Here is a 17,408-nt window from a genome sequence, read left to right on the forward strand (position 1 = left end):
TTGTACATGGCGTTCACCCGCGCCACCGGGAAGCACCGTCGTCCCAGCCGCGTCCAGCGCGGCACCGCCCGCGCCGCGGGCGTCGCGGCCCTCGCGGGCACCGGCGTCGTCGGCTCCCTCGCGGCCCCCGCGCTCGCCGCCGAACCGGCCGCGGCCCAGACCGGCCTCACTCCCGTCGTCACCCTCGGCGACGTGGTCGCCGACCGCATCGACGCCCAGGCCGCGGCCCAGCACGAGGCCGCCCGCGTGGCGGCCGAGGAGGCCGCGCGCAAGGCGGCCGAGGAGGCGGCCCGCGAGCGGGCGGCCGAGGAGGCCGAGAAGGCCCGCGCCGAGCAGGAGCGCGCCGCGCGTGAGGCGGAGCGCAAGCGCCTCAACACCTTCGTCTCCCCGATCCCCGGCTCGTACGTGTCGACCTCCTACCAGAGCGGCGGCGCCATCTGGTCGTCCGGCAGCCACACCGGGATCGACTTCCACGCCGCCAGTGGCACGCCCGTCCAGTCCGTCGGCGTCGGCACGGTCGTCGAGGCCGGCTGGGGCGGCGCGTACGGCAACCAGGTCGTCATCAAGATGCACGACGGCACGTACACCCAGTACGCGCACCTGTCGTCGATCGCGGTGTCGGTGGGCCAGGAGGTCACCGCGGGCCAGCAGATCGGCCTGGCCGGCGCCACCGGCAACGTCACCGGCGCCCACCTGCACTTCGAGGCGCGCATGTCCGCCGAGTACGGCTCCGACCTCGACCCGGTGGCCTACCTCCGGTCCCACGGCGTGAACATCTGAGGCGCGCCCTCCCGCCTTCCGGGCCCCGGCTCTTCGTGAGCCGGGGCTTTCGGCGTTTTCGGGCGTCCGTCCGGACGCCGCCTGTCCAAAAATTATGTATGGATTCCGGTCCGCCGTCGGAAATTGTCGTCGGTTGCAATAGAGTCACGAACGGACGTCAAGCGTCGACGTTTCACGGGGATTAAGCCGGAGGTCGGTCATGCGTATTCCCGCGCACTCGGTGTGCACGGCGATCCGGGACGACATCGTCGCCGGTGTCCACGAGCGCGGGGGCCGGCTCACCGAGGAACTGCTCGCCCGCCGCTACGGGGTCTCCCGCGTCCCCGTCCGCGAGGCGCTGCGCACCCTGGAGGCGGAGGGGTTCGTGGTGACCCGGCGGCACGCGGGCGCGTGCGTGGCGGAGCCCACCGAGCAGGAGGCCGCCGACCTGCTGGAGATGCGCCGGCTGCTGGAGCCCCTCGGCGCCTCCCGGGCGGCCCAGCGGCGCACCGACGCCCATCTCAAGGTGCTGCGCGGCCTGGTCAGACTGGGGCAGGAACGCGCACGTCAGGGCAACAGCGAGGATCTGCGCTCGCTGGGCGGATGGTTCCACGAGACGCTCGCCCAGGCCTCCGGCAGCCCGGCGCTGACGTCGATGCTGACCCAGCTCAGGCACAAGATCGCCTGGATGTACGCGGCCGACGGCCCGCCCGACCCGGTCGCGTACTGGGCGGAGCACGGCGCGATCGTGGACGCCGTGGCGCGCGGCGACGGCGAGCGGGCGCGGACCCTCACGGCCCTGCACACCGAGCAGGCGGACGCCGGACGCCGGCTGCGGTTCGGCTCCGGCGCCGCACGCGCCGTCGGCACGGACCGTGTGAGGAACTCGCAACATCCCGTAAACATGACGAGCCTGCGCCATTAACACAGGTCCCGTATACAAAGAGGGCGCAAATGGCGGGGGCTTTTCCTGCTGCCCGGAAATGGGAATGGGAAAGGCCCGCCCGGTGGTCCGGACGGGCCTTTCCGCGTCACACGGCAGTCGCGTGCGTAATTCGGATTCAGACGGTCTCGGGAAGTTCCTCGAGACCCTCGGCGACCAGCTTCGCCAGCCGGTCCAGGGCGGCGTCCGCGCCCTCGGCGTCGGAGGCGAGGACGATCTCCTCACCGCCCTGGGCGCCCAGGCCCAGGACGGCCAGCATCGAGGCCGCGTTGACGGGGGTGCCCCCGGCCTTGGCGATCGTCACCGGGACGCCTGCGGCCGTGGCGGCTCGGACGAAGATGGAGGCGGGGCGGGCGTGGAGACCCTCGGCCCAGCCGACGTTGACGCGGCGCTCAGCCATGTGTTGCTGCCCTTCGCTGTTCAGGGTTGTCTAGACCAGTCTTCCATATCGTGGCGCGTGCCCGGAGCGGCGTCCGGGACGGCCCCCACGACCGCCGGGCCGCGGCCTCGGCCCGGCGGTCGTCCACCACAGACTGCCTCGCGCCGCTGTCGGACGCGAGCCGTACTCTGGGGCCCATGCAGACCTCGTCGGAGCGCCACGAGTACCCCGCCCACTGGGAGGCCGACGTGGTGCTGCGCGACGGCGGCACCGCACGCATCCGCCCCATCACCGTCGACGACGCCGAGCGCCTGGTCAGCTTCTACGAGCAGGTGTCCGACGAGTCGAAGTACTACCGCTTCTTCGCGCCCTACCCGCGGCTGTCCGCCAAGGACGTGCACCGCTTCACCCACCACGACTTCGTGGACCGGGTCGGGCTCGCGGCGGCCGTCGGCGACGACTTCATCGGCACCGTGCGCTACGACCGCATCGGCGCCGGCGGGCGGCCCGCGACCGGCGCGGAGGCCGACGAGGCCGAGGTCGCCTTCCTGGTGCAGGACGCCCACCAGGGCCGGGGCGTCGCCTCCGCCCTGCTGGAGCACATCGCCGCCGTCGCCAGGGAGCGCGGCATCCGCCGTTTCGCCGCCGAGGTGCTGCCCGCCAACACCAAGATGATCAAGGTGTTCACCGACGCCGGATACCGCCAGAAGCGCAGCTTCGAGGACGGCGTGGTGCGCCTGGAGTTCGACCTCGAACCCACCGACCGCTCCCTGGCCGTGCAGTACGCGCGCGAGCAGCGCGCGGAGGCCCGCTCGGTGCAGCGGCTCCTCGCGCCCGGCGCGGTCGCCGTCATCGGCACCGGCCGCGCTCCCGGCGGCGTCGGGCGCAGCATCCTCGACAACATCCGCGACGGGGGCTTCACCGGCCGCCTCTACGCCGTCAACGGGGCGCTGCCCGAGGGGCGGAAGGAGCTCGACGGCGTCCCCGCCTTCCGTTCCGTGCGCGACATCGACGGTCCCGTGGACCTCGCGGTCGTCGCGGTGCCCGCCGAACGGGTCCCCGAGGTGGTCGCCGAGTGCGGCGAGCACGACGTCCAGGGCCTCGTCGTGATCTCCGCCGGCTACGCCGAGTCCGGCCCCGAGGGCAGGGAGCGCCAGCGCGCCCTCGTCCGACAGGCCCGCAGCCACGGCATGCGGATCATCGGACCGAACTCCTTCGGCGTCATCAACACCTCGCCCGAGGTGCGGCTGAACGCCTCGCTCGCCCCCGACATGCCCCGCGCCGGCCGCATCGGCCTGTTCGCCCAGTCCGGCGCCATCGGCGTCGCGCTGCTGTCCCGCCTGCACCGGCGCGGCGGCGGCGTCACCGGAGTCACCGGCCTGTCCACGTTCGTCTCCTCCGGCAACCGCGCCGACGTCTCCGGCAACGACGTCCTGCAGTACTGGTACGAGGACGCCGACACCGACGTCGCCCTGATGTACCTGGAGTCCATCGGCAACCCCCGCAAGTTCACCCGCCTCGCCCGCCGCACCGCCGCCGCCAAGCCGCTGGTCGTGGTGCAGGGCGCGCGCCACGGGGCGGGACCGCGCGGGCACGCCGTCCGCGCGACCCAGCTGCCGCACGCCACGGTCTCCGCCCTGCTGCGCCAGGCCGGGGTGATCCGCGTGGACACCATCACCGAACTGGTCGACGCCGGTCTGCTGCTCGCCCGCCAGCCCCTCCCCGCAGGACCCCGGGTGGCGATCCTCGGCAACTCCGAGTCCCTGGGCCTGCTCACCTACGACGCCTGCCTCGCCGAGGGGCTGCGCCCGCACCCGCCGCAGGACCTCACCACCGCCGCCTCGGCGGCGGACTTCCACGCCGCGCTCTCCCGGGCGCTGGCCGACGACTCCTCCGACGCGGTCGTCGTGACCGCCATCCCCTCGGTGGGCGAGGGTTCGGACGGCGACGCGGCCCTGGCGGAGGCGCTGCGCTCGGCCGCCGCCGAGCAGCCGACCAAGCCGGTCCTGGTGGTCCACGTCGAGCTGGGCGGCCTCGCGGAGGCCCTGTCGGCCGCGACGAGCACGGCGCCCCAGCCGGGCGCCTCCGGCCCGGCCCCCAAGACCGGCGGCACACGGACAGGGGAGCGCGCGGATCCCCGGACGGGGGCGGACGAGGGCGCCGAGGTGGACGGCAAGGGCACACCCGGCCCCGTACCACCGCCCGAGGGCGCCCACCCCATCCCCGCCTACCCCGCCGCCGAGCGGGCCGTACGGGCGCTCGCGCAGGCCGTGGCGTACGGGCAGTGGCGGCGGGACGCCGCCGACCCGGGCAAGGTGCCCGAGTACGACGACATCGACGAGCGGGGCGCCGCCGCCCTCATCAAGGGGCTGCTCGCCCGCGGCCAGGGCCTCACCCTCACCACCGACGCCACCTGCGAACTGCTCGCCGCCTACGGCGTCCACGTCCACCGCGCCCTGCCCGCGCCCACCCCGGACGCCGCCGCAGCAGCCGCCCGCACCCTCGGCTACCCGGTCGCCCTCAAGGCGACCGCCCCGCACCTCAGGCACCGCGCCGACCTGGGCGGCGTCCGCCTCGACCTGGCGGACGAGGAGCAGCTGCGCCGGGCGTACGCCGAGCTGACCGAGCTGTTCGGCAGCCCGGAGGAACTGCGCCCGGTGGTGCAGCGGATGGCTCCGCGCGGGGTGGACACGGTGGTCCGCGCCGTCATCGACCCGGCGGCCGGCGCCGTGCTGTCCTTCGGGCTCGCCGGGGCAGCCTCCCAGCTGCTCGGCGACATGGCGCACCGCCTCATCCCGGTCACCGACCGGGACGCCACGTCGCTGGTCCGGTCGATCCGCACCGCCCCGCTGCTGTTCGGCTGGCGCGGCTCTGCGCCCGTCGACACCCCCGCCCTTGAGGAGCTGATGCTGCGGGTGTCGCGGCTGGTCCACGACCATCCCGAGGTGGTCGCGGTCACCCTGGAGCCGGTCGTCGTCGCCCCGCACGGCATCAGCGTCCTCGGCGCCTCCGTGCGCCTCGCGCCGCCGCCCGCCCGCGACGACCAAGGACCCCGGACCCTCCCCCCGACGTACTGACCCGGGGCGAGCGGTGCCTCGCAGTCAGTGGCCACCCGTAGGATGGGCGACATGGCCAAGACCAGTACGACGACCCAGGGGCTGCGGGCGGCGATCGAGCGCAGCGGCTACTACCCGGCCCTCGTGGCCGAGGCGGTGGAGGCCGCCGTGGGCGGCGAGCCCATGCGGTCGTACCTGGTCCATCAGGAGACGACGTTCGACCAGAACGAGGTGCGGCGGCATGTGACCGTGCTCGTCCTCACCGCCAACCGCTTCATCGTCAGCCACACCGACGAGCAGGCCGCGGACAGCACGTCCCCGACCCCCTACGCCACCACGTCCACCGAGTCGGTCAAGCTCGGCCGGATCTCGTCGATCGTGGTCAGCCGCGTGGTCGCCAACCCGGAGTCGTACACGCCGGGCACGCTGCCGCGCGAGATCGTGCTCACCATCGGCTGGGGCGCGGTCTCCCGCATCGACCTGGAGCCGGCCGCCTGCGGCGACCCCGACTGCGAGGCCGACCACGGCTACACGGGCAGTTCCACGGCCGACGACCTGAGCCTGCGCGTCAGCGAGGCCGGCGACGGCCCGGAGACGGTGCGCCAGGCGCTCGCCTTCGCCCAGGCCCTGTCCGAGGCGACCGCGGACCTGCACTGATGGCTCACCCCCCGCCCGCCGCCCACGACCGAGGACACCTGGCGCCCGGAGTCTGGGACGCCCACCCGGAGCCCCTCCCCGTCGGCTCCGCGCCCGTCCCGGCCTACGGCACCGGCTCCCTGGCCGACCTGCTGCCCACCCTCGCCGCCGGCCTCGGCGTCCCCGGCATGACCGCGGGCATCGGCGAACTGACCCCCGCCGACCGCAACTGCGTCTTCCTGATCGACGGCCTGGGCTGGGAGCAGCTCAAGGCCCATCCGGAGGAGGCGCCGTTCATGACGTCCCTGCTGGCCGCCTCGCGCGGCGGCACCGGACGTCCGATCACCGCCGGCTACCCGGCGACCACCGCGACCTCCCTCGCCTCCGTCGGCACCGGCCTGCCCCCGGGCGCCCACGGCCTGCCCGGTTACACCGTGCGCGACCCGGACACCGGCGAGCTGATGAACCAGCTCCGCTGGCAGCCCTGGACCCCGCCGGGCGCCTGGCAGCCGTACCCGACGGTGTTCGAACTGGCGCACCGCGCGGGCGTGCACGCCGCCCAGGTGTCCTCCCCGACCTTCGCCAACACCCCGCTGACGAAGGTCGCGCTCAGCGGCGGGACCTTCCAGGGGCGGCTGTCCGGCGAGGACCGCATGGACGCCGCAGCCGAGCAACTGGCCGCCGCCGACCGCGCGCTGGTCTACACGTACTACGCCGAGGTCGACGGCGCCGGCCACCGCTTCGGCCTCGACTCCGACACCTGGCGCGGCCAGCTCATGTACGTGGACCGCCTGGTGCAGCGCCTCGCCGAGCAACTCCCGCCCCGCAGCGCCCTCTACGTCACGGCCGACCACGGCATGGTGGACATCCCCTTCGACGAGACGCACCGCATCGACTTCGACGAGGACTGGGAGCTGAAGGCGGGCGTCGCCCTGCTCGGCGGCGAGGGTCGCGCGCGCCATGTGTACGCGGTGCCCGGCGCCGCAGGCGACGTGCTGGCCTGCTGGCGCGAGGTGCTCGGCGAGCAGTTCTGGGTGGCCTCGCGCGACGAGGCGATCGCCGCGGGCTGGTTCGGACCGGAGGTCGACGACCGGGTCTACCACCGGCTCGGCGACGTGATCGCCGCCGCGCGGGACGACGTCCTGCTGATCGCCTCCGAGCGGGAGCCCAGGGAGTCGGCGATGGTCGGCAACCACGGCTCCATGACCCCTGCCGAGCAGCTGGTGCCCCTGCTCGAAGTACGCTCCTGACGCGCTCCGCCGTCCCTGACCCCTGCCGAAAGGTTGCCGACCCCCCATGTCCGAGCTGGTGTTCTTCTGCGGAACGATGGACTGCGGGAAGTCGACCCTCGCTCTGCAGATCGAGCACAACCGGTCGGCACGCGGCCTGGTCGGCATGATCTTCACCCGCAACGACCGGGCCGGTGAGGGCAAGCTCTCCTCCCGTCTGGGCCTGGTCACCGACGCGGTGGAGGTGGGGGACGGCGCCGACCTGTACGCCCACCTCGTCGACCACCTCTCGCAGGGCCGGCGCGCGGACTACGTGATCGCCGACGAGGCGCAGTTCCTGGACCCCGGGCAGATCGACCAGCTCGCACGCGTGGTGGACGACCTGGACCTCGACGTCTACGCCTTCGGCATCACCACCGACTTCCGCTCCAAGCTGTTCCCCGGCTCGCAGCGCCTGGTCGAGCTCGCCGACCGTGTCGAGGTGCTCCAGGTCGAGGCCCTGTGCTGGTGCGGGGCCCGCGCCACGCACAACGCCCGCACGGTCGGCGGCGTCATGGTCGTCGAGGGCGCCCAGGTCGTCGTCGGCGACGTGACCGGCTCCAAGGACGAGATCGGCTACGAGGTGCTGTGCCGGCGGCATCACCGTCGCCGGATGACGGCGGCGACGGCGAGGGCGGCGGCGCTGGCGCCGGACGTGCTGCCGGTGTCGTCGGGCTGAGGGCGCCGCCCGGTCCCGCGGGGCAGCGAACGTTTCCAAACAAGTGATCGAATCCTGCGGCTGGTTCGACTATGATCGTCGACTGGCAAGGCCGTAGCGCAGAGGTCGTCGCGCCCACGCATCAAGCTGGAGGACGTCGGTTCGAATCCGACCGGTCTTGCCGCCCTAGTCGTGGAGAAACGTCGACAGACGTCGGTCCGTCCTGGGCGGGCGGGGGCCATTCCGCCCCCGGCGGACCGGGCACCGGCGACGGACCGGTGGAGTGGTGATGACGCAGCCGACACCCGTGCGCTGCCCGGCGATCGAGCACCCGGACGTCCCGGCCGCCGATCCCGCGGGCCTGGACCCGCTGCTGGCCAGGCTCGGGTCGGAGCGGGCGGTCGAGGACGACGAGACCTTCCCGCTCGGCACCCTGCGCGCGGACGGCCGGGTCGACCTGTGCAAGCAGGGACTCGGGGCGGCGGGCGCCGCCCGGCTGATGCCCGCCGCGGCAGCTTCCCCGCACGCCCGGCACGTCCTGCTCGGCACCAACGCCATCGGCGACGAAGGGGCGTCGACGGTCGCCCGCACCCTCGCCGCCGGCAACGGACCGCACGAGGGTCACGGACTCCACACCCTCTACCTCGGCTGCAACCGCATCGGCCCCGACGGCGTCACCGCCCTCGCCGACGCGCTCTCCGCCGACGACACCGTCCGCGCCCTCTGGCTCAAGCGCAACCCGGTCACCGACGACGGCGTCACGGCCCTCGCCGCGATGCTCCGCCGCAACACGGCCCTGCGCACCCTCGACCTCGTCAACACCGGTGTCACTGCGGCGAGTCTGCGTGTCCTGCTGGACGCCCTCACCAGCCGCCCGCACCCCGTGGAACGCCTCTTCCTCGGCGGGAACGGCCTGACCGCCGACTCGGCAGGTCTGCTCGCGGCGCTCGTCCGGGACGCGGGGGTGCGCGAGCTGTACCTGCCCGCCAACCACCTCGGCGACCAGGGCGCCGCCGTGCTCGCGGCAGCCGCCGCCGACTCCCGGCACCCCGTGCGGCTCGGCCTGGGCGGCAACGGCATCGGTCCCGCCGGAGCACGCGCCCTCGCCGACGCCCTGGGCGGCATCGAGGCGCTCGACCTCGGACGGCCCATGTCGGAACGGAGCCTCGGCGCACCCGCCAACGCCACCGGCGACGACGGCGCCCACGCCCTGGCCCGCGCGCTCCCCGGCAGCCCCCTGCGCCGGCTGGAGCTGCGCCACACCGGCCTCACCGGACGCGGAGCGAAGTCCCTCCTGGCGGCCGTCCCGGACGACTCCCCGCTGGAGTACGTCGGCCTCGGCCCCGGGCTGCCCCGCAAGATGAAGCGCTCCTTCACCCGGCGCCTGCGGCCCACGACGGCCGCCCACCCCGACCTGCGCGCGATAGGGAGCGTCTACCGGTGAGCCGCCGCACCGCACCCGAGTGCTTCTCGCCGGAGGAGGCGTCGAGCTGGCGCCGGATCCGCCGGTACGCCGTACCCCGCACCATGATCGAGCGCGCGACCGAACGCCGAACGGCGGGCGACTGGCGGGGCGCCTGCGCCGCGGCCCTGGTCGACGTCGACATCGACCTGGCGGAGATCGCCGAGCACTGCGGCCAGGACGTCGCCGCCGCGCTGGAGGACGACCTGCAACACCTGGTCCCCGACCTGGTGCGCTGGCACCTGCCCCGCATGCTCCACGGCTGGACCACCCTCGACACCGACCGCACCGTGGTCCTCGCCCGGTACCGGCCGGTGCGGGCGGACGAAGGCCCGCGCGCCACGCCGTACCTGCACCTCACCACGTCCGCGATGCGGCAGGGACCGCAGCGGGTCACCCTGAGCTTCGGCACGCTCCTCGACGAGGGGCCGGCCGGAGTCTTCGGCAGCACGACCGAGGACTGGCGGTACGCCCGGCACCTGTGGGACGCGCGGCACACCGCGGACCTCCGCGAACACGCGGGCGGTCCTGGACGGCTCCCCTTCTTCGACGCGGAGGGCGGTCTGCTCGGCCCGGACGCGCTGCCCTCCTCGGATCCCGGAGCCGGTGACCCGGCAGCGCGGGCCGAGTGGGTGACGCTGCTGCACGAGAAGGGGGAGGCCGGGGAGGCCTTCGCCGCCGCCGGGATCGACGCCGACCTGTCGGCGCCGGAGGGCGGCCCTGGCCGGTACCGGAGCGATCCGACGGTGGTCGTCGGCAGGTTCGCGCTCGACCACACCCGTCTGGAGCGGGAGGTTTGCCGGCTCCGGGACGAGGGGGTCGGCGACCGCTTCCTGATCCCCGACGACTGGCGCACGCGGCTGCTGCTGGAACCGACGGCCACCGGTCTCGCGCTGAGGGTCGTGGAGCGCGCGGAGGCCCAGGGCCTCCCTTCCCTGCCCGGGACGCTCTGGCGCAGACTCCCCGACCTCGACCTGCTCCGGGTCGGCGGGATCGAGCCGGAACACCTGCATCCGCTGGTCGGCGCGGCCCTGTTCCCCGGTGTACGCCCCGACGCCGGCATCGGAGGACCGCCGGGCCCCGACGCCCCGCAGCCCGTCCGGGTGCGCTGCCGGGGCGAATGGCACGAGGTCGGCTTCCGGCCGGGCGTCCTGCTCCGTATGCCGCACAGCGACGAGGAGCAGCAGCGCGAGCGGGCCCTGCGCGCGTTCGGCGGCGCCGTCGCCGGATGCTTCGCCGTGGAGCAGACCTGGGCGTCGGGCGACGGCCGCCTGCCGAAGGCGCTCCAGGCCCAGCGGCGCGACCTGTTCCTCCGCGCCCAGCACGGCGACACGGACGGCGTCCTCCGCCTCCTCGACATGGGCGTGGACTGCCGCGTCCGTGACGCCGCCCGCCGCTCCCTGCTGCACGCCCTGAACCTTCTCGACCACGAGCCGCTGCTGCCCAGGCTGCTCGCGGCGGGGCTCGATCTGGAGGCACGGGACAAGGAGGACCGGACGCCGCTGTTCGTGGCGGTCGCCGAGGGCGGCTCCCGGGCCCTCGTGGAGGCGCTGCTCGACGCGGGCGCCCGGATCGACGTCGAGGACCACATGGAGCAGTCGCTGGCGCACGTCGTCCGCCGCTACCGCCGCTCCGACCTGGCCTTCCTCGAGAAGCGCGTGCGGGAGGAGTACCCGGACGCCGGGGCCGACTGGTGGGACGACTATCTCTCCCGCGACGACGAGGACGACGACTAGCACCGGCGCGCCGAGCGTGACCGCCACCGACCCGCACCCGTCCCCGCACGGGCCCGAGCCCGCCGAGTACAGCGAGGAACCCCGCCTTGACCACCCGCCCCGCCCCCGACCCGCTGGCCGCCGCCGACGCCCTCGTCGCCCGGCTGCGCGCACGCCGCACCGAGCCCGCGGCCAGCCCCCAACTGGAGGCGCTGGCCCTGGCGGTGACGGCCAACCAGCCCGTCCTGCTGTGGGGCGAACCCGGCATCGGCAAGTCGGCCGGACTGGAACAGCTCGCCGCCGGGCTCGGCCTCCCGCTGGAGACGGTCATCGCGAGCGTCCACGAGCCCTCGGACTTCGCCGGGCTGCCGATCGTCGGGGACGACCCGGCGGCGACGGGCGTGCCCATGGCCCCGCCCGACTGGGCGGTCCGGCTGCGGGACGCCGGGCACGGCCTGCTGTTCTTCGACGAGCTGTCCTCCGCGCCCCCGGCGGTGCAGGCGGCGCTGCTGAGGGTGGTGCTGGAGCGCCGGGTCGGCAGCCTCGTCCTGCCCGACGCGGTGCGGATCGTCGCCGCCGCCAACCCGCCGTCGAGCGCCGCGGACGGCTGGCACCTCAGCCCGCCGCTCGCCAACCGCTTCGTCCACCTCCACTGGACCCACGACCCGGCCACGGTCGCCCGCGGCATGGCCGGCACCTGGCCGGAGGCGACGGTCCCGGTGGTCGATCCCGCGAAGGTCCCCGGCGCCGTGGCGCGGGCACGCGGCGCCGTCTCCGGTTTCCTGACCGCCCGACCCGGCCTGGTCCATCAACTCCCCGGCGACGCGGAGACCCGGGGCCGCTCCTGGCCGTCCCCGCGCACCTGGGAGATGGCGCTGCGGCTGCTGGCGACGGCGTACGCGACGGGCGCGGGCCGTGAGGCGACGGCCGCCGCGCTCACCGGGGCCGTCGGGGACGGCGCGGGCATCGAACTGCTGTCGTACCTGGAGCACCTGGACCTGCCCGACCCCGAGCGGGTTCTCGCCGACCCCGCCGCGTTCGCGCTGCCGGACCGCGGCGACCGGCAACTGGCCTTCCTCATCGCCATCGTCTCCGCCGTCCAGAGCGACCTCACCCGGTCCCGCTGGGAGGCCGCCTGGGCCGTTCTGGCCAAGGCGGTGGACGCGGGCGTGCCGGACGTGGCCGCCCGTGCCGCCACCGACCTGGCGGCGATGCGCCGGCTGGACTGGCCCGTACCCCCCGGCATCGACGCGTTCCTGGACCTGCTGCGGCTGTCCGGGGCCCTGCCCGGCGGGCGTTGAGGCGTACGCGCATGGCGGACACCCGCGGCGGCCTGGACCGCACCAAACTCCTCGCCGCCCGCTACCGCGCGGCGCACGACCGCCCCTATCTGGCGTCGGCGCTGTACGCCCTCGGCATCGTGGCGAGCAGTGAGGTGCCGACGATGGGAGTGGACCGGCACTGGCGCTGCTACGTGTCGCCCGCGTTCGTCGACGCGACGCCCGTCGAGGAGCTCGCGGGCGTGTGGATCCACGAGGTGGCGCATCTGCTGCGCGACCACCACGGCCGCGCCGGACGGCTGCCCGCCGCCGACCAGCGCGACCGCTACCGCGTCAACGTCGCCCAGGACTGCGAGATCAACGACGACCTCCTCGCCGACGGCCTGCGCCTGCCCGCCGGACGCGTGGAACCCCGCCTCTACGGCCTGCCCGACGGGCAGTTGTTCGAGGAGTATCTGCCGGGACTGCCCCCGCACGTACGGGAGCACGACTGCGGCTCGGGCGCCCACGGCACCCCCGTGCCGTGGGAACTCCCGCAGGCCGACGGCCCCGACGGGGTCGGCGAGGCCGAGGCGCAGGCACTGCGCCGGCACACCGCCGAGACGATGCGCGCCCACCTGCGCTCCCGCGGCACCCTGCCCGGCGGCTGGCAGCGCTGGGCCGAGCAGGTCCTGGAACCCACGGTCGACTGGCGGCAGGCCCTGACCGGCGCGGTGCGGGAGGCCGCCGCCTGGGCGGGCGGCGCCGTCGACTACACCTACCGCCGCCCCTCGCGCCGCACCCCGGCGCTGCGCGGTGTGGTCCTGCCGAGCCTGCGCCGTCCGCTGCCCCGGGTGGCCGTCGTCGTGGACACCTCGGGCTCGATGGGCGACGCGGAGCTCGCCGCCGCGCTGGGCGAGATCACGGGCGTCCTGCGCGAGGTCGGCGTGCGCGGCAACCGCGTCACCGTCCTCGCCTGCGACGCCGACGTGCACGCCGTGTCGAGGGTGACGTCGACCGAGCAGGTCACGCTCGGCGGCGGGGGCGGCACGGACATGCGCGTCGGCATCGACGCCGCGCTCGCGCCCCCCGACCGCCCTTCGGTCGTGATCGTCCTCACCGACGGCTACACCCCCTGGCCCGCCGAAACCCCGTCCTGCCGCCTGGTCGCGGCCCTGATCGGCGCGGGCGCCCCCGAGCCGCCGCACTGGGTGGAGACGGTGCGCGTCCCGGCCGCCTCCGACCGGTAGCGCGGCTCGGCGCCGGCGGACCGGCCCACGGGGGCGTGCCCGGTGTGCTGGGGCACGCCCCCCGGGCCGGTGGGCGTCGGAGGATCAGCCGGCCGCCGCGGGCAGACGGAGGCGGCCGTCACGGACCTCGGCGATCCGGTCGACGGCGGTCAGATGGGTGCGGTCGTGGGTGACCAGCACGGTGGCGCTGGCCTGCTGGTGGGTGAGGCGGGTGATCAGGTCGATGACGGCGGCGCCGCGCTCGTGGTCGAGGGCACTGGTGGGTTCGTCGACCAGGAGGACGGTGGGGTCGTTCATCAGGGCACGGGCGATGTTGACGCGCTGGCGCTCACCGCCGGAGAGCTGGTGGGGGCGTCGGCGGGCCTGGTCGGCCAGGCCGACGGCGTCGAGCAGTTCCATGGCCCGGCTCCGGACGGTGCGGGGCGTGCGGCCGTCGATGTGGGCCATGACCTGGAGCTGTTCGGCGGCGGTGAGGGAGGGCAACAGGTTGGGCTGCTGGAAGACGATGCCGATCTTGTGGCGGCGCAGCTCGGCGAGCTCTCCGCGGGCCATGCCGGTGGTGGCCAGGCCGTCGATCGTGACGGTGCCGGCATCGGGGGTGATCAGAGTGGCGGCGACCGCGAGGAGGCTCGACTTGCCGGAGCCGGAGGGCCCGACGACCGCGGTCAGGCTGCCCCGGGGCACATCGAGGGTGACCTGGTCCAGGGCGGTGAGACGGCTGTCACCGTCGGGGTAGGTGAGGGTGATGTCGGTCAGGCGGAGACTCATCGGGTGCTCCCCAAGGCGGTCAGCGGGTCGACGGAGGTGATGCGGCGGATGGACAGGGCGGCTCCGAGCGCGCCGAGCGCGATCATCACGACGGCCGGGACCAGGACGGTCGCGGGGGTGAGGAGAAACGGCACCGCGCTGCCGGCGACGAGCGCTCCGAGACCGGCGGCGAGACCGGTGCCGATCAGCGTGCCGCCGGTGAGCAGGACCACCGCCTGGCCGAGGGCGTCCTTGAGCAGGCCTGCGGTGGAGGCGCCCAGGGCCTTGAGGACGGCTACGTCGCCGCTGCGCTGCATGGTCCACACGGTGAAGAAGGCGCCGACGACCAGGGCGGAAATCGCGAACAGGAAGCCGCGCATCAGCTGCAGGGACCCGTTCTCGGAGGTGTAGGAGCCGATCGCGGACAGCGAGTCGTCCTTGGAGACCGTCTTCGTGCCCGCGGCCTCGTCGGCGGCGCCGATGCGGGCGTCGGAGGTGGTGTCGAGGGCGATGACAGTGGCGGCCGGTCCCTGGCTCCCGCCTGTCGGGGGTGCGGTCTGCTGCCATATGCCGAGGCTGGTCCAGATGACCGGGGTGTGGCTGAACGAGGCGTCCCCGCTCACCGCGGCGACGGTCAGCCTCTGTCCGGCCAGGGTGACGGTGCCGCCCGTCGTGACGCCGAGACCGTCGGCCGCGGTGGCGGACAGGACGGCCTCCCGGCCGCCGATCTTGTCGCCGCCGCCGGGAACGAGCGCGGAGCCCGGCCGCACCCCGAACACGGAGACCCCGGTGCTCCTGTTCCCGGCGCTCGCCCTGGTGGTGGTGATGCCGAGCGGCTCGGCGCTGCTCACGCCCGGCGTCCCGGCCCACCGCTGCCACTGCTCCTCGGTGACGGTGGAGTTCGAGTACGACAGGTCCTCGCCCCTGCCGGGCGCGGCGAAGGCGATCCTGTCCGCGGGCAGGCCGGTGATCGCGGAGGTGTTCTGCCGGCCCAGACCGGCGGTCAGCCCGGACAGCAGCCCGACCAGCAGGGTGATCAACACGATGACGGTTCCCATCAGGGCGAAGCGCCCCTTGGCGAACTTCAGGTCTCTCCAGGCGACGAACACGGCGTGGGCCTGCCCTTTCACGGGGGTCACGGGGGTCATGGGGGGGGAAGCGGTAGGACTCCACCGTCGCTGTCGGACCCCCGCCCGGGCATCTGGCCCAGGACAGCACGTGCCGCACCGAAAGGCGGCACGCCGGTTGTAACTTTCGACGGAGGCCGGGCCGCGGGCTCCTCCCTAGGCTGGAGGGACTGTGAACTCCACCGCCCCCGCCCTGACCCCCACCCCACGCGCTCTGGCCTGGTGCCTGCATGTGCTGGTCGTCGCCCTGCTCGCGCTGGCCGCCGGCCGGGCCGTCACCGGCCACAGCCCCTACGCCGGGCCGATCACCGCCACGGCTGCCGCGTGCGCCGTGATCTACGGGGTCGGTCCCGCGCTGCCCCGGGTGCGCCGCTCGCGGCGGGCCGCGGCACTGTGGCTGGCCGCCGTGGGCGCCTGCTGGCTGGTGCTGCTGGCCCTGTCCGGCGACGGGGTGTGGGTGGCGTTCCCGCTGTACTTCCTCCAGCTCCACCTGTTGCCCCGCCGCGCGGGACTGGCGGCGGTGGCGGCCACGGCGGTGGCGGCCATCGCCGGCTTCGCCGCGCACCAGGGCTCCTTCAGCCCCGCGATGGCCATCGGCCCGGCCCTCGGCGCCGCCGTGGCCGTCGCGGTGGTGTGGGGCTACCAGGCCCTGTACCGGGAGAGCGAACAGCGCAGGCGTCTGATCGAGGAACTCACCGCCACCCGCGCCGACCTGGCCGCCGCGCAGCACGCCGCCGGGGTGCTCGCCGAACGCGAACGCCTGGCCCGCGAGATCCACGACACCCTCGCCCAAGGCCTCTCCAGCATCCAGTTGCTGCTGCGCGCCGCCGAACGCGCCCTGCCCCGGACACCGGAGAACGCCGCCCGCTACGTGGACCAGGCACGGCAGGCCGCCGTGGACAACCTCGCCGAGGCCCGCCGCTTCGTCGCCGCCCTCGCCCCGCCCGCCCTGGAGGGCACCACCCTCGCCGGCGCCCTGGAGCGTCTGTGCGCCACCACCAGCGCCCGACACCGGCTCACCGCACGCTTCCACCTCACCGGCGAGCCCGTGCCCCTCGCCACCGCGCACGAGGTCGCGCTGCTGCGCGTCGCCCAGTCCGCGCTGGCCAACACCGAACGCCACGCCGAAGCCGGCACCGCCGACGTCACCTTGAGCTACCTCGGCGACCACGTCGCGGTGGACGTCGTCGACGACGGACGCGGCTTCGACCCCGACCGGCTTCCCGCCCCCGACCCGGAGACCGGCGGGTTCGGACTGGCCGCCATGCGCGCCCGGGTGCACGCCCTCGGCGGCACCTTCACCATCGAATCCGCCCCCGGCCACGGCACCGCCCTGGCCGCCCGGCTCCCCCTCACCCCGCCCGCCGAGACCGAGCCCGAGGCCCGCCCGTGACCGACACACCCATCCGTCTGCTCCTGGCCGACGACCACCCCGTCGTACGGGCAGGGCTGCGCGCCGTCCTGGAGACCGAGGAGGGCATCACGGTGGTGGCCGAGGCCGCCACCGCCGAAGACGCCGTCACCCGCGCCGCCCGAGGCGACATCGACGTCGTCCTCATGGATCTCCAGTTCGGCACGGGCATGAACGGCGCCGAGGCCACCGCCGCCATCACCGCTCGCCCCGGCTCACCCCGCGTGCTGATCGTCACCACCTACGACACCGACGCCGACACCCTGCCCGCCATCGAGGCCGGCGCCACCGGCTACCTCCTCAAGGACGCCCCACCCGAGGACCTGGCCGCCGCCGTACGCACCGCAGCCACCGGACGCACCACCCTCGCGCCCGCCGTCGCCGACCGGCTGATGAACCGGCTACGCGCCCCCGGCACCGCCCTGACCCGTCGCGAGACCGAAGTCCTCGCCCTGGTCGCGGAGGGCCTGTCCAACCAGGCCGTCGGCGACCGCCTCCACCTGACCGAAGGCACCGTCAAGTCCCACCTGGCCCGCGTCTACACCAAGCTCGGTGTCGAATCGCGCACCGCGGCCGTCGCCGCCGCCGTCGACCTCGGCCTCATCCGCCGCTGACCCCGCGCGCGCGAGGTCACCCGCACCGCCACGGGAGTGACCCACCCGGACCTGGACGGCGTCGCGGGCGGGCGACTCCCGCACCCCAGGCGCGGATCAGGCTCGTCCCTGCGGCGTCCCGGGT

At 74.8% G+C, this 17,408-nt stretch carries 15 protein-coding genes and 1 pseudogene; 13 read left to right on the forward strand and 3 right to left on the reverse strand.

The features are described 5' to 3' along the window. Window positions 1–6: 6 nt before the first annotated feature. Window positions 7–780 (forward strand): M23 family metallopeptidase, encoded by a 774-nt coding sequence (locus ACP7TJ_RS24880; RefSeq protein ID WP_167743644.1) that lies wholly within the window; start codon window positions 7–9, stop codon window positions 778–780. A 199-nt stretch (window positions 781–979) separates the two neighbouring features. Beyond that, window positions 980–1,684, forward strand: a complete 705-nt coding sequence (locus tag ACP7TJ_RS24885) for a GntR family transcriptional regulator (protein WP_093766475.1) — start codon at window positions 980–982, stop codon at window positions 1,682–1,684. A 136-nt stretch (window positions 1,685–1,820) separates the two neighbouring features. Here the strand turns inward: ACP7TJ_RS24885 and ACP7TJ_RS24890 are convergent, their stop codons facing one another. Beyond that, window positions 1,821–2,102, reverse strand: coding sequence for an HPr family phosphocarrier protein (locus tag ACP7TJ_RS24890; protein ID WP_006136411.1), 282 nt, complete (start codon window positions 2,100–2,102; stop codon window positions 1,821–1,823). 176 nt (window positions 2,103–2,278) lie between these two features. Here ACP7TJ_RS24890 and ACP7TJ_RS24895 point away from each other — a divergent pair, with 176 nt between their 5' ends. The 9 genes and pseudogenes from ACP7TJ_RS24895 to ACP7TJ_RS24935 all read left to right on the forward strand — a co-directional run bounded on the left by ACP7TJ_RS24895 (window position 2,279) and on the right by ACP7TJ_RS24935 (window position 13,385). Further along, window positions 2,279–5,158: a GNAT family N-acetyltransferase gene (locus ACP7TJ_RS24895; protein WP_427765443.1), complete on the forward strand. Its 2,880-nt coding sequence runs from the start codon at window positions 2,279–2,281 to the stop codon at window positions 5,156–5,158. A gap of 51 nt (window positions 5,159–5,209) precedes the next feature. After that, entirely contained in the window at window positions 5,210–5,794 is a 585-nt protein-coding gene (locus ACP7TJ_RS24900; protein ID WP_093766554.1) for a DUF5998 family protein, read from the forward strand. Further along, on the forward strand, window positions 5,794–7,023 hold the full coding sequence (locus tag ACP7TJ_RS24905) for an alkaline phosphatase family protein (protein ID WP_093766473.1): 1,230 nt from the start codon (window positions 5,794–5,796) through the stop codon (window positions 7,021–7,023). The genes ACP7TJ_RS24900 and ACP7TJ_RS24905 overlap by 1 nt, the downstream gene beginning before the upstream one ends. Window positions 7,024–7,069: 46 nt before the next feature. Next, window positions 7,070–7,720, forward strand: a complete 651-nt coding sequence (locus ACP7TJ_RS24910) for a thymidine kinase (protein WP_093766472.1) — start codon at window positions 7,070–7,072, stop codon at window positions 7,718–7,720. A gap of 87 nt (window positions 7,721–7,807) precedes the next feature. Continuing rightward, window positions 7,808–7,880 (forward strand): annotated as a pseudogene (locus ACP7TJ_RS24915). Window positions 7,881–7,988: 108 nt separating this feature from the next. Further along, window positions 7,989–9,143, forward strand: a complete 1,155-nt coding sequence (locus ACP7TJ_RS24920; RefSeq protein ID WP_387581518.1) for a gala protein — start codon at window positions 7,989–7,991, stop codon at window positions 9,141–9,143. Continuing rightward, a complete protein-coding gene (locus tag ACP7TJ_RS24925) occupies window positions 9,140–10,897 on the forward strand; it encodes an ankyrin repeat domain-containing protein (RefSeq protein WP_427765449.1) in 1,758 nt (585 codons plus the stop codon). Before ACP7TJ_RS24920 ends, ACP7TJ_RS24925 begins: the two co-directional genes overlap by 4 nt. An 86-nt stretch (window positions 10,898–10,983) precedes the next feature. Continuing rightward, window positions 10,984–12,177: an AAA family ATPase gene (locus ACP7TJ_RS24930; protein ID WP_387581676.1), complete on the forward strand. Its 1,194-nt coding sequence runs from the start codon at window positions 10,984–10,986 to the stop codon at window positions 12,175–12,177. A gap of 11 nt (window positions 12,178–12,188) precedes the next feature. Then, window positions 12,189–13,385: a vWA domain-containing protein gene (locus tag ACP7TJ_RS24935; protein ID WP_266549590.1), complete on the forward strand. Its 1,197-nt coding sequence runs from the start codon at window positions 12,189–12,191 to the stop codon at window positions 13,383–13,385. Window positions 13,386–13,469: 84 nt separating this feature from the next. On the opposite strand, the gene ACP7TJ_RS24940 is transcribed toward ACP7TJ_RS24935, so the two are convergent. Both ACP7TJ_RS24940 and ACP7TJ_RS24945 read right to left on the reverse strand, forming a co-directional pair. Then, window positions 13,470–14,153, reverse strand: a complete 684-nt coding sequence (locus tag ACP7TJ_RS24940; RefSeq protein ID WP_266549593.1) for an ABC transporter ATP-binding protein — start codon at window positions 14,151–14,153, stop codon at window positions 13,470–13,472. After that, window positions 14,150–15,241 (reverse strand): ABC transporter permease, encoded by a 1,092-nt coding sequence (locus tag ACP7TJ_RS24945; RefSeq protein ID WP_266551606.1) that lies wholly within the window; start codon window positions 15,239–15,241, stop codon window positions 14,150–14,152. The genes ACP7TJ_RS24940 and ACP7TJ_RS24945 overlap by 4 nt, the downstream gene beginning before the upstream one ends. Window positions 15,242–15,431: 190 nt before the next feature. Between ACP7TJ_RS24945 and ACP7TJ_RS24950 the strand changes: the two genes are divergently transcribed. Both ACP7TJ_RS24950 and ACP7TJ_RS24955 read left to right on the forward strand, forming a co-directional pair. Beyond that, complete coding sequence (locus ACP7TJ_RS24950; RefSeq protein ID WP_427765455.1) at window positions 15,432–16,652, forward strand: sensor histidine kinase; 1,221 nt, start codon at window positions 15,432–15,434, stop codon at window positions 16,650–16,652. Next, window positions 16,649–17,284: a response regulator gene (locus ACP7TJ_RS24955; protein ID WP_266549599.1), complete on the forward strand. Its 636-nt coding sequence runs from the start codon at window positions 16,649–16,651 to the stop codon at window positions 17,282–17,284. The genes ACP7TJ_RS24950 and ACP7TJ_RS24955 overlap by 4 nt, the downstream gene beginning before the upstream one ends. Window positions 17,285–17,408 lie beyond the last annotated feature (124 nt).

Source organism: Streptomyces sp. DSM 41931 (genome assembly GCF_050271085.1).
In the GTDB taxonomy this organism is placed as follows: Bacteria; Actinomycetota; Actinomycetes; order Streptomycetales; family Streptomycetaceae; genus Streptomyces; species Streptomyces albogriseolus.